This is a genomic window from Holdemania massiliensis AP2 (genome assembly GCF_000327285.1).
Classification (GTDB): Bacteria; Bacillota_I; Bacilli_A; order Erysipelotrichales; family Erysipelotrichaceae; genus Holdemania; species Holdemania massiliensis.
Genome location: NZ_HE998567.1, coordinates 115213 through 132096 on the forward strand (window position 1 = coordinate 115213; position 16884 = coordinate 132096).

Here is a 16884-nt window from a genome sequence, read left to right on the forward strand (position 1 = left end):
ACGATGATGTCATGAGAGAAAGTTCTCTCTTGGCCATTGTCATATATAACATTCAGTCTAACAGTATTTTTCCCTGCAGTTGTAAACGTATAGTTAGAAACGTTAGTATCTATACTCACTATCCGCGCGCCGTTAGGCCATGTCCAAGTCCACTGGGTCACGGGCTGGCCATGGGAGCTGTCGGTGTCTGGCCCGGTGAAAGTCACACGTTCCCCCACCCGTGGGTTTTGTGGTTCCCATGTAAAGCCCTCGTCCTCAGCGAAGGCCGTCATGGGCAGCAGCATCAGCACAAATAGTGCTATCCGTGTGATCAGCCTGATTTTCCTCATTCCGTTCATTTGTTTCTCCTCCTTTGCCGCTAGAGCGCCGTCTGGCGATCCTATAAAACAGCGGGCCGAGGGATGTTTGTCTTGCCTAGGCAGGAGGCAAGACAAGGGGTACCCCTTGGGCGCAGCCTTTAGTTTCACGAAGGACGCTTTTCGGCTCCCGTGATTTTATGTAATTTCATTATCGCAATTTTATCGCTTGGAGGCCATCGAAAAAGCCTAAGCCGTTCCCCCGCAGCCTGAGCCGGTGTTATTGGCCGCAGGACAGCCGCTTTCCATGATATAATGACCTTGACAAGTTATCAATTCGATGATTCATCTTGCGGAAGGGAGGAAGAAACATGATGGCTGTGATCTGCGACGATCGGGCGGCCGATCGGGAAATCCTGCTCGGGTTTTGCGCCCGGTACGCGAAGGAAAAGCATCTGCCCATCGCCAATCTGGAGTTTGAAAATGCCGGGGCGCTGCTGAACAGCCGAGAGGCCAGAAGTGCCGACGTGATGTTTCTGGATATCTATATGGACGGGGCGCTGGGAGTCGACGCGGCGCGCATCCTGCGGGGCAAGGGGTATCGGGGAGCGCTGGTCTTCATCACGACCAGCACTGAACATTACGCGGACGGTTTCGACGTGGAGGCCGCCCATTATCTCTTGAAGCCGGTCAGCTGGGACGCCTTCTGCGAAGCGATGCGGCGGGTGCAGAACCGGATGCAGATCACGACGCGAAGGGTGCGGGTCATTGTCGGGCGGGATGAAGTGGATATCGATGTTTCCGGGATTAAGTACATCGAGGTTTATGGCCACAAGACCGTGCTGCATACCATCAAGGGCGAGCTGGCGGTAAACCAGTCCTTGTCCGCGTTGGAGAAAGCCTTGGGCGGTGATCCGTTTCTGCGCTGTTACCGCTACTTTATCGTGAATATGGATTTTGTGAAGCGGTTGAACAAAGATGGCCTTCTCATGCAGGACGGGCGGGAAATTCCGCTTTCCCGGGATGGCCGCGCCGCTCTGAAAAGCCGGTACATGGCGTATGTGTTCGCACGGATGGAGGAATGAGAATGGAAGCGATTTTTTCCGAGTATCTCATATGGGTTATTGACATAGCGATGACCATCTTCTTTTGTCTTTATGTCCTCAAAGAACGCCTGCGGGTGCGGACGTCGATCTTGTGCGGACTGGCGGCAGCGCTGACCCTTTTCGGGGCTGCCGCAAGCCTTGGCGCGGCGCTCTATGTCAATGATTGGCTCCCTATCGCGATAGATTATACTTTTACTGCGCTTCCGGCGTGGCTTATAGCCGGCATACTTCTTTTGCGGTGGGCCTGCAATGAAAGCTGGAGCCGTCTGGTCTTTGTCCTGCTTCTCTCAATTCAGACCCTTCAATTCTGTCAGGCTGTGACGTATTTACTATACGGACTTTTCTTTCCAGCTTTAGCGGAGGGAATGTTTACCATCGCCGACATCTTAGGCTTCGGCATCCCGCGCCTGCTGATTACCCTGCCGCTGGCGGTCTTTTGTCAAAAGCTTTATCAAAAGCTTTTGGCAGCTGAATCCAAACAGCATTCCCGGCTGTGGGTCATTCCCCTGTTTTTTGTATTCTTATATTTCATGCAGAGCAACCTTTATTTCGTCAGCAACAATTTCACGATGGCCAACGGTTTTCGCATCATCATTTGCCTGTGTGCCTTTGTGACTTATTCCCAGATGGCTTCCGCCGTATTTCAGGCGGCCAACGCGGCAAAGGAAGCGGAAATCCGCGCCCAGCTTGCCCACCAGCTTGATTTACAGCGGGCGCGGGTGGAGGATCTGGAGAGCCACTCGGAGGAGATGAAGCGGATCCGTCATGACCGCAGACAGCACGTGCAGGTGCTGCGGGGCTTGCTGGAAAAGGGAGAGGTCAAGGAAGCGCTTGCTTATCTTAAGGATTATGAAGGGAGTATGGCCGAGGCGATCCAGCCGCCGCTGTGCGAAAACTTGGTGGCCGATACCCTCTGCCGCCGCTATGAAGCGCTGGCAAAGCAGGCGGGCGTGAAGGTTTTCATCAACGCGTCGCTGCCTAAGGATTCAGGTATCGCGGGCAGTGATCTGGCGGTTATCCTGGGCAATCTGTGGGAAAATGCCGTGGCCGCCGCCCTGGACGCAGCTGCCGACCGAAGATTTATCCGGCTGCGTATACAGATTCGGGAGGAACAAATCTTAATCCGCATGGAAAACGGCTACAGCGGTGTGATCTGTCATGAGGGAGGGCGTTTTTTGTCCGGCAAGCCAGGCCGGAATAACGCCGAAGGCGTAGGCATCAACAGCGTCCGGGCGATGGCGGAACGCTACGGTGGGCTGGCTGACTTCACCTGCACCCCGGACACCTTTACCGCTTCGGTGCTGCTGTACGCCGTCAGGTGAATGATGTTTGGCTTATCGAGCCAGTGAGTGACTGCCCAAACATTTGTTCAGTGGCAAAGAAAGAAACAGCGGATCAAAAACAGATTGTGATAAAGCAGGGATGAAGGCAAAGAAGATCTTTGCAGCCAATGGGACTAACACTATAATCTTCGTGAAAGTGAGCGGTGAATTCGTGATGAAGTCCGGATTATATCAAACAAACAGGGAGAGAAATGAAAAAATAGGGATGATCCCAGCGGAATGGTTTTGGCATCCTGAAACTGGATTGATATTCCACTTTCCTCTAGGACGGACTGATGATCCTGAATCGACTTAAAACAATGGGCAGCGCAGGGAATGGATAGCGCGGTATTTGCATTTTTGACAGCCAATTCCATACAAAAAGAACCAGACAAACCCATGGAAGGGCAGACTGGTTTTTTGCGATGATCTTCATGCCGGAAGACTTGGATTCTGATCTTTTCTTATAAAGTTCTTGCATTATTCACCCATTTTTCTTGGCCACCCGTCGTTCGTCTACTTTCTTTCTAGTTTTCTTGCTTTTATTCTTTTCTTCATAGTAAAAGGCTGTAATGTTTTGGTTTTTTACCTTGCGTTACAGCCTGCTGAGAAAATTAGATTTTTATTGTGTTTTTTTCAATCAGTTCCTGTTTCAAATCGTAGAGCTTGCGGGAATAATCGACATAATAACGATGCGGATAACGCAGCCGCTTGACTTCTTCCCACAATGTATTCATTTGCTGCATACAGTAATTCTTGACTTCTTCTGTTGACGGAACGTTGTAAATTAATTTTCCATGATCAAAAATCTGAACCTGCAGCTCACGCATTTCATAGTTCTTGATCCGCTTTTGTTTCCATGGCGCCTGCGGATCAAATAATACATATTCATCCTCCGGAATTACCTCATCGCGCAGCGCCAGCAGATCAGCGATCGCCTGATGATTCTCCTTATCGTAGAAGCGGATGATTTTCTTAAAACCGGGGTTGGTCAGCTTTTCCACATTGCCGCTGATCTTAATCTTCGGAATGATCTGTCCGTCTTTTTCATGTGCGACAACTTTGTAGACGCCGCCCAAGACAGGTGTGGATTTGGCGGTAATCATATTTTCGCCAACGCCGAATGTATCGATCTTCGCGTCCTGCATGATCAGATCGTCGATTAAGAATTCGTCCAGCGAATTGGAAACGACAACCTTGCAGTCTGTTAGACCGGCAGCGTCCAGCATTTTCCGTGCTTTCTTTGACAGATAAGCCAGATCGCCGCTGTCAATTCGGATCCCTTTTAAACGATGACCCTTCGGAATTAATTCCTCCTGGGCTACTTTAATCGCGTTGGGAATGCCGGAATGCAGCGTGTCATAGGTATCGACAAGTAGAATACAATTGTCCGGGGAAACTCGGGCATAGCTCCGGAAGGCTTCCAGCTCGCTGTCGTGCAGCTGAACGTAGCTGTGGGCGATCGTCCCACTGACGGGAACAGCGTATTTCTGTCCAGCAATCGTGCAGGCAGAACCTGCGCATCCTGCGATATAGGCGCCGCGGGCACCTTCCGCGGCCGCATCATAGCCATGAGCCCGGCGTGTTCCGAATTCCAGAACAGCCCGTCCCTTGCTGGCGCGAACAATACGGTAGGCTTTAGTGGTTGTCAAGGTTGGGTAATTGATGCACAGAAGCAGAATTGTTTCCAGAATCTGCGCCTGGATCAAGGTGCCGCGAATCGTAACCAGCGGTTCGTTGGCAAAGACCGGCGTCCCTTCCGGAATTGCCCAGACGTCGACGTCCATTGTCATGGTTTTCAGATAATGCAGGAAATCCTCGTCAAAACAGCCTGTTTGCCGCAGATAATCTATCTGAGCCTCTGTGTAATGAAAATTCTGAACGAAATCGATAAACCGATGCAGACCGTTTAAAATTAAGAAACCGCCGCCGTCCGGTATCGTCCGCACGAACATGTCAAAATAGGCGATTTCCTCATGCTTGTTTTCTTTAAAGTACGCATAGGCCATCGTGTACTCGTAAAAATCGGTTAAAAGCATTAAATCCTCAGGCTGCATTTGTTATTCCTCCTTGCCGCCAACGACATGAATTCCGGCGTTGGCCATCAATTTCAAAGCCCAATGACCGTAATCTTCAGCGCTGTGATTTTCAGCGTCAAAAGTTGCGACTTGATTCCTTGGGACAATGACCTCAATTCCCAGATTATTCTGATTAATATACCCTTTTAAAGATAAGGCAAACTGCAGAACGCAGATATCTGTGCAGCAGCCGACAATCATAACCGAACGTAAATTTGTCATCTGCTGGAACACTTCCAGAAAATCCGGCTGAACAAATCCGTTGGTCGAATTCTTATCCAGAATGATAAATTGATCGGCAAAAGGCTTCAGCTCGTCAATCAGTTCACTTTCTTCGCTGTTTTTCAAGCAATGCGGCGGAAAGCTGGAAAATTCCATGGCGTTTTCATTGTGACAGTCACGGAAGGCAAGGACAGGGAAATTCCAGTTTAAATAGTTTTTTACTGTGTCCAGCACAGCCGGGGTGATCTGGTCAATTTTAGAATCTGCTAAGGCTCCGGTATGGATAAAGCCGTTGATCATGTCGACGACGACCAACAAGGACTGGTCGTCTTTTTCTCTGAGAAAAAGTTCTGTTTTCATCTCTTTGGCCTCTTTTCTTCTTTGCTTATTGTTTATCATAACAAAATTTTCAAACGATGAAAACGAAATCGTTGGATTTTGCCGGGTTTTTTCACTTCACGGTGAATTTGTTATTCCAATGATCAGCTCCTTAACTTTCATTATAGCCGAAGGCGCGAAAAAAACTGCGGTTAAAAGCGCCGGCAGAGCTTTGCGAGCAGATTTACAAGACCGGCATCAGGAAAGATTTTCTGTTTTTTGCCGGGAAAGTGGGATATACTAAGTAACAAAGGAGGAACGTTTGATGAGATCAGAAACACTATGCAAAAATGTTGAAATTCATATTCTGGAAACCGGAAAATTTAAGGACGTCATCCTGTCATTCCGTTTTTTTAATGAGCTGAAAACCCCGGACAGCTGGGTCAGAACAGTCTTGGCTCTGATGCTGGCGGACCGGTGTGAAAAATATCCGACAAAGCGGGAAGTTTCGTGCTGCCTGGACGGGCTGTATGGAGCAAGCGCATCCGCCCGCACAACGACGTATGGTCAGGGACAGATTTTAGAATTCCGAATTAAGACCTTAAATGAAAAATATGTCGGCGGTGATTTGCTTCAGCGGCAGATTGCGCTGGCCTCCGAGTTTCTGCTGCATCCGTTAAAACCGAAGGACAGCTGTCCGAGGCTTTATTTAAGGAAGCCATGATCAATCTGAAAGCGATGATTCAGCGCCGCAGCGACAATCCGGCGGCGTACGCCGCTGCGCAGTGCGCAAAGCTGTTAGGCGAAGGCCAGGCGCTGGGGATCAGCGTTTTGCCAACGTTAAAGGAAGCGGAAGCGATCACGTTAGAACAAGTCAGTGAAGCTTATGAAAAAATGCTTTGTGAGGACCGCATTGATATCTTTGTGGAGGGCCAAGTGGAAGCTGACACCGTAACGCGGCTGTTGAAGCATGCTTTTCCACTGAAGGGCCGGGAGCTTAAAATCAAGAGTGAGTATTTAACGGAAAGTGATCAGCTGCGGCAGAAATCGGAAACCCGTGCGATTGATCAGACGGCGTTAGTCATGATGTATCCGACGCATGTTGCTTTAAGCAGTCCGGATTACTGGACGCTGCGAACTGGCAGCTGCATTTTCGGCCAGCTGCCGACCTCGCTGTTATTTCAGGAAGTCCGTGAAAAACGCAGCTTATGTTATTCCATTTATTCCAGCATTCTTTCCTATGATGGGGTGATGAGCGTCAGCACAGGCATCGATGGATCCCATCTGGAGGAAGTCAAAGAACTGATTGAGCAGCAGCGAAAGCGGATGGCCGACGGGGATTTTGATGAGGAAATGCTCAGCACGGCGAAGGAAATGCTGATCAACTCCATTCTTGCTTCTGAAGATGATCCGGTTTCGATGATCAACCGTGAATTCCAGAACTGTCTTTTAGGCCAGGCTCAGAAACTCGAAGAGATCAGCGATCAGATCCGCCAAGTTGACCGCAAAGCGATCATGAAGCTGTTTGCCAAGATGCAGTGCAAAGCTGTGTTCGCATTGATTCAAAAGGAGGATGTCCATGAAGAAAATTGTTAATGCCCAATTTGATGAAACGTGGTATACCCATACGCTGGACAACGGTCTGAACTTGATTTTCTGGCATAAGCCGGATTTTGTCAGCACGGCAGTCGTCTTTGCCACACCCTATGGAGCATTGGATTACCGGCAGATCGATAAGGCTGGAAATCATCTTGATTTTCCCAGCGGCATTGCACACTTTCTGGAGCACAAGCTGTTTGAATCGGATGAAGGCGATGTTATGGAAGACTTTTCGCGGATGGGAGCGAATGTCAATGCGTTTACGTCCTATAATGAGACCTGTTATTATTTTACGACCAGTCATGGAGATTTAAAGGAACCGCTGAATCTGCTGATTGATTTTGTTCAGGATCTGCGGATTACCGATGAATCGGTGGAAAAGGAAAAGGGCATCATCAATCAGGAATTGAAGATGTACCTGCAGATGCCGGACAGCCGTTTGTTTTTTGAAACGTTTAAAGCGCTGTATCACAAGCATCCGCTTAACCGCGATATCGGTGGGGATGAGCAGAGCGTCAATGCGACAACCCGGCAGCAGCTTCAGGATTGCTATGAGCTTAACTATCATCCTTCCCACATGACGCTGATCGTGGCCGGTCCGCAGAATCCGGAAACCTTGCTGGAATGGATTGAGGAAAATCAGAAGCCGAAGTCATTTGCTGAGGCCAAAGACGTTGGTCGTTATCTGGAAGAAGAGCCGGAAGCTGTCGTGTCCAGTCATACGGTGATCCCGATGGACGTGGCGGTTCGCAAGGTCAGCGTAGCTTACAAATTTGCGCCGTTAACAACTTCGGCCAAAGAGCGGGTGCGTCGGGAGTGGGCGATTCGCTGTCTGCTTGAATCCCATTTCAGTTCCCTGAATCCGGATTATCAGAAGTGGCTGGACAACGAGGTCATTAACGATTATTTCGGCTATGAAATTGATCTGGGCAAGGACTACGCGATGATGATGTTCTACAATGAAACGGAAGATGCCACGGCCTTTACGCAGTTTGTCGAGGAGCAACTGAACGCGTTGAAGACACGGGCGATGGATTATCAGCAGCTGCAGCTGTTAAAGCGCCGGTATTTTGGCGAAGCGATGCGGACGTTTAATAACATGGAGGATATTGCCGTGGCGATGATCCGTAATCAGTTCAATGGCGTCAGCTTCTTCGATACGCTGGAAATCATTGATCAGCTGGATCAGAAGCAGGTTCAGGATGCATTTGAATCACTGTCGTTTGAGCAGCGCAGCGTGGTTGAAATCAGTCCGGATGAAGGACAGCCTCAAGCGTAAGTCAGAATTAAAATAAAGAAATTTTAGAAAAATGGGGAATTTAGACTTCTCCGTTTTTTTTGTCAAGTTTTCCCCTTTACGTCCAGCTAACCAATAAAAAAAGGTCGAATTTGCCGATTTGTCAGAATCTTTAGTCTGCGCCATAATGGGAAAGCAAGGAGGAAAGCTATGTTAAATTTTACAGTGTTGGTAGGAAAGGTCAAAGAAATTCCTGAAATTCGTCTGACAGCCGCCGGGACAAAAATCGCAACGATGCTGCTGGAGGTCGATCGGGGATTCCGCAACAGCAATGGAGAGTACGATCAGGATATTTTCAATGTTGTCCTGTGGCGCGGGCTTGCGGAAACGTGTGCAGATTTGCTGCGGCCGGGTTCTGTCGTCGCGGTTAAGGGACGGCTGCAGGCGCACAACTATGAGCCGAAAGAAGGTCCGATGTATTACAACGCAGAAGTGGTGGCGGAGAAGGTTTCGTTTATTTCGGTTAAGCCGATCAATAATCCGCCGCTGGCTGAACAGAGCGCATGACGTTTATTTCTTTGTAAGAATTTGCAGATTGTTGGAAATTCGTTTATAGGCTATACTTGAAATCGAAATGAGGGATAAAGATGAATGAGAAAATTCTGATCGTGGATGACGATGCGGAAATCGCTCAGCTGGTTTCGGTTTATCTGAAAAACGAAGGATTCCAAACAACCGTTGAGTACAGCGGAACGGAAGCTAAGAAATTAATTCGTGACTGCAAATTTGATCTTGCGGTTCTCGATGTCATGCTTCCAGACTGCAGCGGATTTCATCTGTGCGAGGAAATCCGCTGCCATTATAATTATCCGGTCATCATGCTGACAGCGAAGGGCGAGGATATTGATAAGATCACAGGTCTGACCATCGGCGCTGATGATTATATTACCAAGCCGTTTAATCCGGTGGAGATGACAGCCCGAGTCAAAGCGCAGCTGCGCCGTTATATGCGCTATAATTCCCAGAAACGGGATGAGAATATCATTGATTTCCAGGGACTGATCTTAAACTGCAGCACCCATGAATGCACGCTGTATGGGGAGAAGCTGAATCTGACGCCGACCGAATTTTCGATTCTGCAGATGCTGTGCGAAAACCGCGGCAAGGTGATCAGTTCGCAGGATCTGTTTGAAAACATCTGGAAGGAAAAGTATTTTGAGTCCAACAATACGGTCATGGTTCACATTCGCCGGATTCGTGAAAAAATGCATGAACAACCGCGTAATCCGAAGTTTATCAAGACAGTATGGGGAATGGGGTATAAAATTGAAAAATAGTCTGCGGCGATTTAAGATCCGGCTGTTTCTGGAGTTAAGCCTGCAGATTATCGGCGCCATCGTATTGCTTTTATTCGGATTAAAGTTGGCTGATGGGATTTTGAATGATTTCATTGCGAATTTCCTTTCTTCGCTGGACAATGGACTCTATCGATTCTGCGTGCGCAACAAGGAAGCGCTGCTGCTGATCATCGCTTCCGGAACGATTATGGTCGTCATTTATTTTACGATCCGCAAGACATCCAATTATCTGGAGCAGATGATTACATCAATCAATCAGGTCTTTAACAAGGATGAAGGCTTGGTTGTTCTTCCGACGGATTTTAAGGAAATTGAAAATCAGCTGAATTCAATCAAATTTGAAACGCTGCGCAGCGAACAGGCACAGCAGCAGGAACAACAGAAACGGGATGATCTGGTCGTCTATCTGGCTCATGATTTAAAAACACCGCTGACTTCAATCATCGGTTATCTGTCTTTATTGAATGATGAAAAAGAAATCAGCGAGGAACTGCGTGAGAAATATACGCAGATCGCACTGGAAAAGAGTTACCGCTTGGAAAGCCTGATCAATGAGTTTTTTGATATCACGCGGTTTGCTTTGCAGAAACAGACCTTAAACAAAGAAGCTGTCAATTTAAGCATCATGCTTCAGCAGCTGACGGATGAGTTCTATCCGTTATTTGAGGAACGGCAGGTAGAATGCAAACTGCAGCTGCAGGAGGGCGTCATGATCAACGCCGACGCGGATAAACTGGCGCGAGTTTTCGATAATCTGCTGCGCAATGCGCTGGCGTATTGCGACAGCGGCACGGATATCGAGATTACGATGCGAGAGAATAATGATGGGGTGGAGCTGATGTTTGCCAACATCGGCCCGCAACTCAGCGAGGATCAGATTCCTATGTTGTTTGAGAAGTTCTACCGCGCTGATCCTTCACGCAGTGCCTCTACCGGCGGTGCGGGTCTGGGACTGGCGATTGCCAGAGATATCGTGGAAATGCACGGCGGAACGATCCGGGCTGTCGGCATCGGCAAACGGATTGAATTCCATCTGCATTTTAATAAGCGTCAGTAAGGATTCTTTCACCTCGATTGGTGGAAAGACGAAAAACAACACGAACGGCAGCAACGGACATAGAGAAATCCGCATCTCTCACGGATATGAAGTCAATTAACGGATCGAAAGATGTTGTCGTACTTTGTTCAATGAACGAGCGTGGGTTGAAAGAAGGCGGTTGGTCGTAAAAAGATTGTCACACAAGCTTAAACTGAACGAAAGAAGGCCGTTTTTCAGGCCTTCTTTTCTGAATTTGGTTTAAAAAGAAATGAAAAGAGTGCTTTGCCTTGCTTTTCTTGATATAATAAACCTCGGATAAGAAATTTGCAGGAAAGGAAGAAACAAGTATGGCATTTGAATCGTTGACAGAGCGGCTGAATAAAGCGTTTAAAAATATCAGCGGCCAGGGGAAACTGACAGAAAAAAACATGGACGACATGCTTCGGGAAGTTCGGCTGGCTTTGCTGGAAGCAGACGTCAATTACAAGATCGTCAAAGATTTTTTAGTCAATGTAAAAGATAAAGCGGTAGGTCAGGAGGTCTATACCTCACTGAATCCATCTCAGATGGTCGTCAAGATTGTTCATGATGAACTGGTTGCGCTTTTAGGTGAAAAGGAAGCACCGCTGAACTTTAAGGAATCCGGCATGACTGTCGTTATGATGGTCGGTCTGCAGGGGACGGGTAAAACGACCTCGGTTGGCAAGATTACCTCGCTTTTGAAGCGGAAATATAATAAGCATCCGATGCTGATTGCCGCGGACGTGATCCGTCCAGCAGCGATCGAACAGCTTCAGACTTTAGGCAAGGAAGTTGGTGCGGAGGTTTTCTCGTTAGGCATTGAAACCCCGGCTGTGGAAACGGTGCGTCAGGGTCTGGCACGGGCGAAGGAAAGCGGCGCGGATATCGTCTTGATCGATACCGCCGGCCGTCTGCATATCGACGATGAGCTGATGGAAGAGTTGGCTCAGATTAAGGAAATCGCGAAACCGGATGATATTCTGTTAACCGTCGATGCGATGACCGGTCAGGATATCATCAATGTAGCCCAGGCTTTCCATGAAAAATTGAATGTTACCGGATTAGTCGTTACCAAATTGGATGGCGATTCCCGCGGCGGCGGAGTGCTGTCAGTCCGTTCAATTACCCAGGTGCCGGTCAAGTTTATCGGTTTAGGTGAAAAGATGGAAGATCTGGACGTCTTCTATCCTGATCGGATGGCAGATCGAATTCTCGGCATGGGCGATATCATGACCTTAGTCGAGCAGGCACAGGAAAAAATGGATCTGGAACAATCCGAAAAGAGCGCCCGCAAGATGATGGAAGGCACCTTTACGCTGGACGATATGCTGCAGCAGGTCGAGCAGGTTCAGAAGCTGGGATCGTTGGGCGGCATCATGAAGATGATTCCAGGACTCAATCAGTTTGCATCGCAGATGGATGATGAAAAGACCACGCGGCAGATGAACCGCTCCAAGGCGATCATTCGCTCCATGACCAAAGAAGAACGTCAGGATCCAGGAATCCTGCGTGCCTCCCGCAAGAAAAGAATTGCGGCCGGCAGCGGCACTACTGTCCAGGAAGTCAATGCTTTGGTCAATCAGTTTGAGAAAACCCGGCAGATGATGAAACAGATGGCCCAGCTGCAGAAAGGCGGCAAGATGAACATGAACGCCTTGATGGGACAGAAAAAAGGCATGAATATTCCGCTTAATCCACGCCGGCGGAAGTGGTAGTCAGAAAAACGGTTAGAAAAATAAGCCTGTAAAGGAAAAACACTTGACAGGCTTTCTTTTTATGATATGATGAGTAAGTAATTTTCAGGAGGTATAGAAAAATGGCTGTTAAACTGCGTTTAAAGAGAATGGGTGCTAAGAAAGCTCCGTTTTACAGAATAGTTGCTGCGGATTCCCGCTTCCCAAGAGATGGACGTTCAATTGAAACGATCGGCTACTACAATCCGACAACGAATCCGGCTACGGTCAAGATCGATGCAGATCTGGCAATGAAGTGGCTGAGAAACGGCGCACAGCCTTCCGACACAGTTCGCAATCTGTTGTCCGGTGAAGGTCTGATGAAGCGTTTGCACGAAGAAAAAAACGCGAAGTAACTTATGGCAGAACTCGATCTGGAGAAAGTCTTACTGAACCTGGTCAAACCGATGGTGGAAGACCCGGACAGTGTATCAGTGAAGTCGCTGCCAAGTCTTAACGAAAACGAGATCCTGTTAGTGGTCTATGCCAAGAGCGAGGATATCGCTCGTCTGATCGGCCGCCAGGGAAGCATGGCTTCTGCACTGCGGCAGTTGATGAACGTGCCGGCTCGGATCGAAAACCGCCGGATTTCGGTAAAATTTGAGTCTTATTAAGAAGGATGCCCTGCATCCTTTTTTCAAAGCAGAAGGAGGAGTCGGGATGAAAAAAATGATCATCGGCAAAATCGTGAACACCTTTGGCATTCGTGGAGAATTAAAAGTCGTTCCGGATACCGATTTTATTGAGGAACGCTTCGCGCCGGGACAGACGCTGACCATCTGTATGCCTCAGGGAGATCAGATCGTCACGATTGCATCAGTCAAAGAACACAAGGGACTGCTGCTGGTGCTGCTGGAAGGCGTGACCAATATCAATCAAGTGGAATGCTACAAAGGCTGTGAACTGGCCATCGATCAGGAAACCTTGCCGCCGCTCGAGGAGGGGGAATATTATTTCTTCCAGCTGAAAGGCCTGAGGGCAGTGGATCCGCAGGGGCATGAACTAGGAACAGTCGTACGCATGGAAGCCTCGGCGGCGCAGAATCTGATTCGGCTGAAAAAACCGGACGGCAAAGAAGCATTAATTCCCTACATTGACGTTTTCGTCAAGCAGGTTGATCTGCAGGCGCAGACCATCACGCTGGATCTGATCGAGGGGCTGTTATGAGAATTACGATCCTGACGTTGTTTCCGGAAATGTTTGAAGGCTTTCTGACAACGTCGATCATTAAAAAGGCCCGGCTGAAAGGCCTGGCGGAAATCGAGGCGATCGACATCCGGGCGTTTACCGAGGATAAGCACAACCGCGTCGATGAATATCCTTTTGGCGGCGGTCAGGGAATGATTATGAAATGCCAGCCAGTGCTTGATTGTTTGAAAAGCGTCCGGACGCCCAGCAGCAAGGTGCTCTTGATGGCGCCGACCGGCCAGCAGTTCACTCAGGCCAAGGCCCGCGAGCTGCAGAAACAGGAACACCTGATTCTTTTATGCGGGCATTACGAAGGCTTTGACGCCCGAATCCGTGAATATGCAGATGAGGAAATCAGTATCGGCGATTATGTGCTGACCGGCGGGGAACTGGCCTCCATGGTGATCACCGATGCCGTGACCCGTTTGGTGCCGGGGGTGATCACCGAAGAAAGTCATCTTGATGAATCCTTTGAAAACGGACTGCTGGAATATCCGCAGTATACCCGTCCGGTGGACTATGACGGACATCGGGTGCCGGAGGTTCTGCTTTCCGGTCATCATGAGAATATCCGCAAGTTCAGACTGAAGGAATCCCTGCGTCTGACGCTGCAGGTGCGTCCGGATTTGCTTCAGCACCGCGCGTTTACGAAAGAGGAACTGAAGCTTCTCGATGAAGTTCGTGAGGAAGAGGAAGCCAAGGCGCTGAATCAGCTTGAAAGTCCTGAAATCAAGCCGGATTTGGAATAAAAAGGATTGCGTTTTCAGAAGGGGTATGTTATAGTTATACAGCTTAATAGCGTCCATGTTCCGCTGATTCCATGAATGAATGAGCATCGGATATATCAGGTATTTGAAAAGGAGAAAAAGTATGAATCTGAATTTAGTCAACGAAATTACAAAAGATCAGCTCCGTACTGACATTCCGGAATTTCGTCCAGGATGCACAGTTCGGGTTGACGTCAAAATCAAAGAAGGCGACAAATCCCGTATCCAGGCTTTTGAAGGTCTGGTTATCGCGAAGAAAGGCAGCGGCATCGCTGAAACTTTCACCGTTCGTAAAATGTCCAGCGGCGTTGGCGTTGAGAGAACATTCCCGCTGCATTCGCCGATTATCGACAAGATCACAGTTGTCCGTCGAGGCAAAGTCAGAAGAAGCAAGCTGTTCTATCTGCGCGGCCTGTCCGGCAAAGCGGCTCGTATCAAAGAAATTCGCTAGTCGAAGCCGGAGCTATCCGGCTTTTTCTTATGCAGCGCAGTTTTTGGGCGCAAGGAGGATAAGTCATGGATGAGATTAAAAAAGAACCAATCAACTGGGGACAGGAGATCTGGGAATTTGTCAAAATGCTTTTGATCAGTATCGTGGTTGTTTTCCTGTGCACACGATTTCTGATTCGACCGGTTCGGGTTGACGGGGATTCCATGTATCCGACGCTGCACAACAACGCTATCGGATTTTCGAATATTCTGACCTACCGGATGCAGGGGCTGAAGCGTTTTGACGTCGCAATCATTTATGTTCCGGAAAAGAAGGAACACCTGGTGAAGCGGGTGATCGGACTGCCGGGAGAGACCGTTGAATACCGTCAAGATCAGCTTTTGATCAACGGGGAAATTGTAGAAGAAGATTTTTTTGACGAGGACTACAAGCGCAGCCAGAGTACCAACGGCATCTTTACGCAGGATTTTGGTCCGGTCACGTTGGCGGAGGATGAGTATTTCATGCTTGGCGATAATCGGCCGTATTCCAGTGATTCCCGCTGGTACGGGGCATTTAAGAAAGAACAGATTAAAGCCAAAGATGTGGTCGTGCTGTTTCCGTTTCAACAGATAGGAGTGCATTGATATGACAATCCAGTGGTTTCCCGGTCATATGACCAAAGCCAAACGGGAAATGCAGGAGAATTTAAAGCTGGTTGACTTGGTGATCGAGCTGCGGGACTGCCGCATTCCTTTGTCTTCCAAAAATCCGATGCTGGATGACATCATTCAGACCAAACCCCGCTTGATCGTATTGTCGAAAAAGGATAAAGGGGAAGCCGAGATCACTCAGCAATGGATTGAAAAGCTGAAAGATGATACAACACTGGTCATCGCCGCCGATTTGCTTCATGACTCTTTCGTGCCGAAGCTGACGCAGGCCTGTAAGGAAGTCATGAAGGAAAAAATTGAACGGATGATTCGCCGCGGTATCCGTCCGCGGGCGATTCGGGCGATGGTAGTCGGGGTGCCGAATGTCGGAAAATCGACGATGATTAACCGACTGGCGGGCAAGAAGATCGCACAGACCGCGGATCGTCCGGGGGTTACCCGTTCGCTGCAGTGGGTCAAACTGAACAAAGACGTAGAACTGCTCGATACGCCGGGGGTGTTGTGGCCGAAATTTGAAGATCCGACCGTTGGGTTCCATCTTGCTTTGACAGGCGCGATCCGGGATGAAATTTTGCCCAAGGAAGACGTTGTGGTCTACGCGCTGAAATGGCTGAGTGCGCATGAGCCGCAGAAGCTGCAGGATCGTTATGCGCTGAGTGAAGTGGCGGAGGATCCATACGTTTTATTAGCGCAGATCGCTGCTTCCCGAAGACATTTAAACAAGCAGGGCGAAGCGGATCTCACACGGACGATCGACATGGTGATCAACGAAATCCGCAACGATAAGCTGGGTCCGATCAGCTGGGAGCGTCCAATATGAGCCATCAGGCTGGATTGGAATATGAACGCAGCTTCTGGGATCAAGGTAAACATGTCGTCGGCATCGACGAAGCCGGACGGGGGCCAATTGCCGGACCGCTAGTGGTCGCCGGAGCCGTGTTTGATATCGGCTATGCCAATTCAGAAATTTATGATTCCAAAGCCCTGAGCGAGAAAAAGCGGGAAATGTTGTTTTCACTGATTCTGAAAGAAGCCCGCTGCTACAAAATTAAAATTGTGACGCCTGAGGAAATTGACGCACTGAATATCTATCGTGCAACGCAGAAAGCGATGGAGGAAATCGCCCGTGAAATCAACGCGGAAGCCGTGCTGACCGATGCGATGCCGCTGTTAAACTGTGCCAAACCGACACTGTCGATCATCAAGGGAGATCAGAAGAGTCTGTCGATTGCCGCCGGCAGTATTTTGGCGAAGGTTGTTCGGGATCATATCATGCTGGGCTATGATCGGCTGTATCCGGAGTATGGCTTTGCCAAGCATAAAGGCTATCCGACAAAGGCGCATCTGGAAGCGATGGAGAAATACGGGGTGCTGCCATTTTATCGAAAAAGCTACGGCCCGGTTGCGCGAATGAACCAGTTAGCACTGAATCTGGATTAAGCAGCTTTAAAGAACAACAGAACAGGAATGATCTGAATTATCGGATCATTTTTTGC

Annotated in this window: 19 protein-coding genes; 17 read left to right on the plus strand and 2 right to left on the minus strand. The window is 48.8% G+C overall.

Features of this window, described 5'->3' with window-relative positions; all coding sequences use genetic code 11:
• Nucleotides 1-667 precede the first annotated feature (667 nt).
• Both BN162_RS00550 and BN162_RS00555 read left to right on the plus strand, forming a co-directional pair.
• Complete coding sequence (locus tag BN162_RS00550) at nucleotides 668-1381, plus strand: LytR/AlgR family response regulator transcription factor (RefSeq protein WP_020223096.1); 714 nt, start codon at nucleotides 668-670, stop codon at nucleotides 1379-1381.
• A gap of 2 nt (nucleotides 1382-1383) precedes the next feature.
• Nucleotides 1384-2724, plus strand: coding sequence for a sensor histidine kinase (locus BN162_RS00555; RefSeq protein WP_020223097.1), 1341 nt, complete (start codon nucleotides 1384-1386; stop codon nucleotides 2722-2724).
• A 614-nt stretch (nucleotides 2725-3338) separates the two neighbouring features.
• On the opposite strand, the gene BN162_RS00565 is transcribed toward BN162_RS00555, so the two are convergent.
• Nucleotides 3339-4781, minus strand: a complete 1443-nt coding sequence (locus BN162_RS00565; RefSeq protein ID WP_020223099.1) for a nicotinate phosphoribosyltransferase — start codon at nucleotides 4779-4781, stop codon at nucleotides 3339-3341.
• A gap of 3 nt (nucleotides 4782-4784) precedes the next feature.
• Nucleotides 4785-5384, minus strand: coding sequence for a cysteine hydrolase family protein (locus tag BN162_RS00570; protein WP_020223100.1), 600 nt, complete (start codon nucleotides 5382-5384; stop codon nucleotides 4785-4787).
• Between the two features lie 283 nt (nucleotides 5385-5667).
• On the opposite strand from BN162_RS00570, the gene BN162_RS17540 reads away from it, so the two are divergent.
• The 15 genes from BN162_RS17540 (at nucleotide 5668) to BN162_RS00640 (ending at nucleotide 16828) form a co-directional block, all read left to right on the plus strand.
• The gene (locus tag BN162_RS17540) at nucleotides 5668-6066 is read left to right on the plus strand and encodes a hypothetical protein (RefSeq protein WP_020223101.1); all 399 of its coding nucleotides are present in this window, start codon (nucleotides 5668-5670) and stop codon (nucleotides 6064-6066) included.
• Complete coding sequence (locus BN162_RS00575; RefSeq protein ID WP_020223102.1) at nucleotides 6063-6938, plus strand: M16 family metallopeptidase; 876 nt, start codon at nucleotides 6063-6065, stop codon at nucleotides 6936-6938. The genes BN162_RS17540 and BN162_RS00575 overlap by 4 nt, the downstream gene beginning before the upstream one ends.
• The gene (yfmH, locus tag BN162_RS00580; RefSeq protein WP_020223103.1) at nucleotides 6922-8220 is read left to right on the plus strand and encodes an EF-P 5-aminopentanol modification-associated protein YfmH; all 1299 of its coding nucleotides are present in this window, start codon (nucleotides 6922-6924) and stop codon (nucleotides 8218-8220) included. The genes BN162_RS00575 and yfmH overlap by 17 nt, the downstream gene beginning before the upstream one ends.
• Before the next feature lie 168 nt (nucleotides 8221-8388).
• On the plus strand, nucleotides 8389-8745 hold the full coding sequence (locus BN162_RS00585) for a single-stranded DNA-binding protein (RefSeq protein ID WP_020223104.1): 357 nt from the start codon (nucleotides 8389-8391) through the stop codon (nucleotides 8743-8745).
• A gap of 80 nt (nucleotides 8746-8825) precedes the next feature.
• Nucleotides 8826-9515 carry a VanR-ABDEGLN family response regulator transcription factor gene (gene vanR, locus BN162_RS00590; RefSeq protein ID WP_020223105.1) on the plus strand — a complete coding sequence of 230 codons (690 nt, stop codon included), beginning with the start codon at nucleotides 8826-8828 and terminating at the stop codon, nucleotides 9513-9515.
• Complete coding sequence (locus tag BN162_RS00595) at nucleotides 9505-10593, plus strand: sensor histidine kinase (protein ID WP_020223106.1); 1089 nt, start codon at nucleotides 9505-9507, stop codon at nucleotides 10591-10593. The genes vanR and BN162_RS00595 overlap by 11 nt, the downstream gene beginning before the upstream one ends.
• 329 nt (nucleotides 10594-10922) lie before the next feature.
• Nucleotides 10923-12311 carry a signal recognition particle protein gene (gene ffh / locus BN162_RS00600; RefSeq protein WP_020223107.1) on the plus strand — a complete coding sequence of 463 codons (1389 nt, stop codon included), beginning with the start codon at nucleotides 10923-10925 and terminating at the stop codon, nucleotides 12309-12311.
• A gap of 101 nt (nucleotides 12312-12412) precedes the next feature.
• On the plus strand, nucleotides 12413-12685 hold the full coding sequence (gene rpsP / locus BN162_RS00605; RefSeq protein WP_006060882.1) for a 30S ribosomal protein S16: 273 nt from the start codon (nucleotides 12413-12415) through the stop codon (nucleotides 12683-12685).
• Between the two features lie 3 nt (nucleotides 12686-12688).
• Nucleotides 12689-12943, plus strand: coding sequence for a KH domain-containing protein (locus tag BN162_RS00610; protein ID WP_006060883.1), 255 nt, complete (start codon nucleotides 12689-12691; stop codon nucleotides 12941-12943).
• A 46-nt stretch (nucleotides 12944-12989) separates the two neighbouring features.
• A complete protein-coding gene (gene rimM, locus BN162_RS00615) occupies nucleotides 12990-13496 on the plus strand; it encodes a ribosome maturation factor RimM (protein WP_020223108.1) in 507 nt (168 codons plus the stop codon).
• Complete coding sequence (gene trmD, locus BN162_RS00620) at nucleotides 13493-14266, plus strand: tRNA (guanosine(37)-N1)-methyltransferase TrmD (protein WP_020223109.1); 774 nt, start codon at nucleotides 13493-13495, stop codon at nucleotides 14264-14266. Before rimM ends, trmD begins: the two co-directional genes overlap by 4 nt.
• 121 nt (nucleotides 14267-14387) lie before the next feature.
• A complete protein-coding gene (gene rplS / locus BN162_RS00625; RefSeq protein ID WP_006060887.1) occupies nucleotides 14388-14735 on the plus strand; it encodes a 50S ribosomal protein L19 in 348 nt (115 codons plus the stop codon).
• Nucleotides 14736-14800: 65 nt separating this feature from the next.
• Nucleotides 14801-15361, plus strand: coding sequence for a signal peptidase I (gene lepB, locus BN162_RS00630; protein WP_020223110.1), 561 nt, complete (start codon nucleotides 14801-14803; stop codon nucleotides 15359-15361).
• A gap of 1 nt (nucleotide 15362) precedes the next feature.
• Nucleotides 15363-16208, plus strand: a complete 846-nt coding sequence (gene ylqF / locus BN162_RS00635) for a ribosome biogenesis GTPase YlqF (protein ID WP_020223111.1) — start codon at nucleotides 15363-15365, stop codon at nucleotides 16206-16208.
• Nucleotides 16205-16828, plus strand: a complete 624-nt coding sequence (locus BN162_RS00640) for a ribonuclease HII (protein ID WP_020223112.1) — start codon at nucleotides 16205-16207, stop codon at nucleotides 16826-16828. Before ylqF ends, BN162_RS00640 begins: the two co-directional genes overlap by 4 nt.
• Nucleotides 16829-16884: the final 56 nt, after the last annotated feature.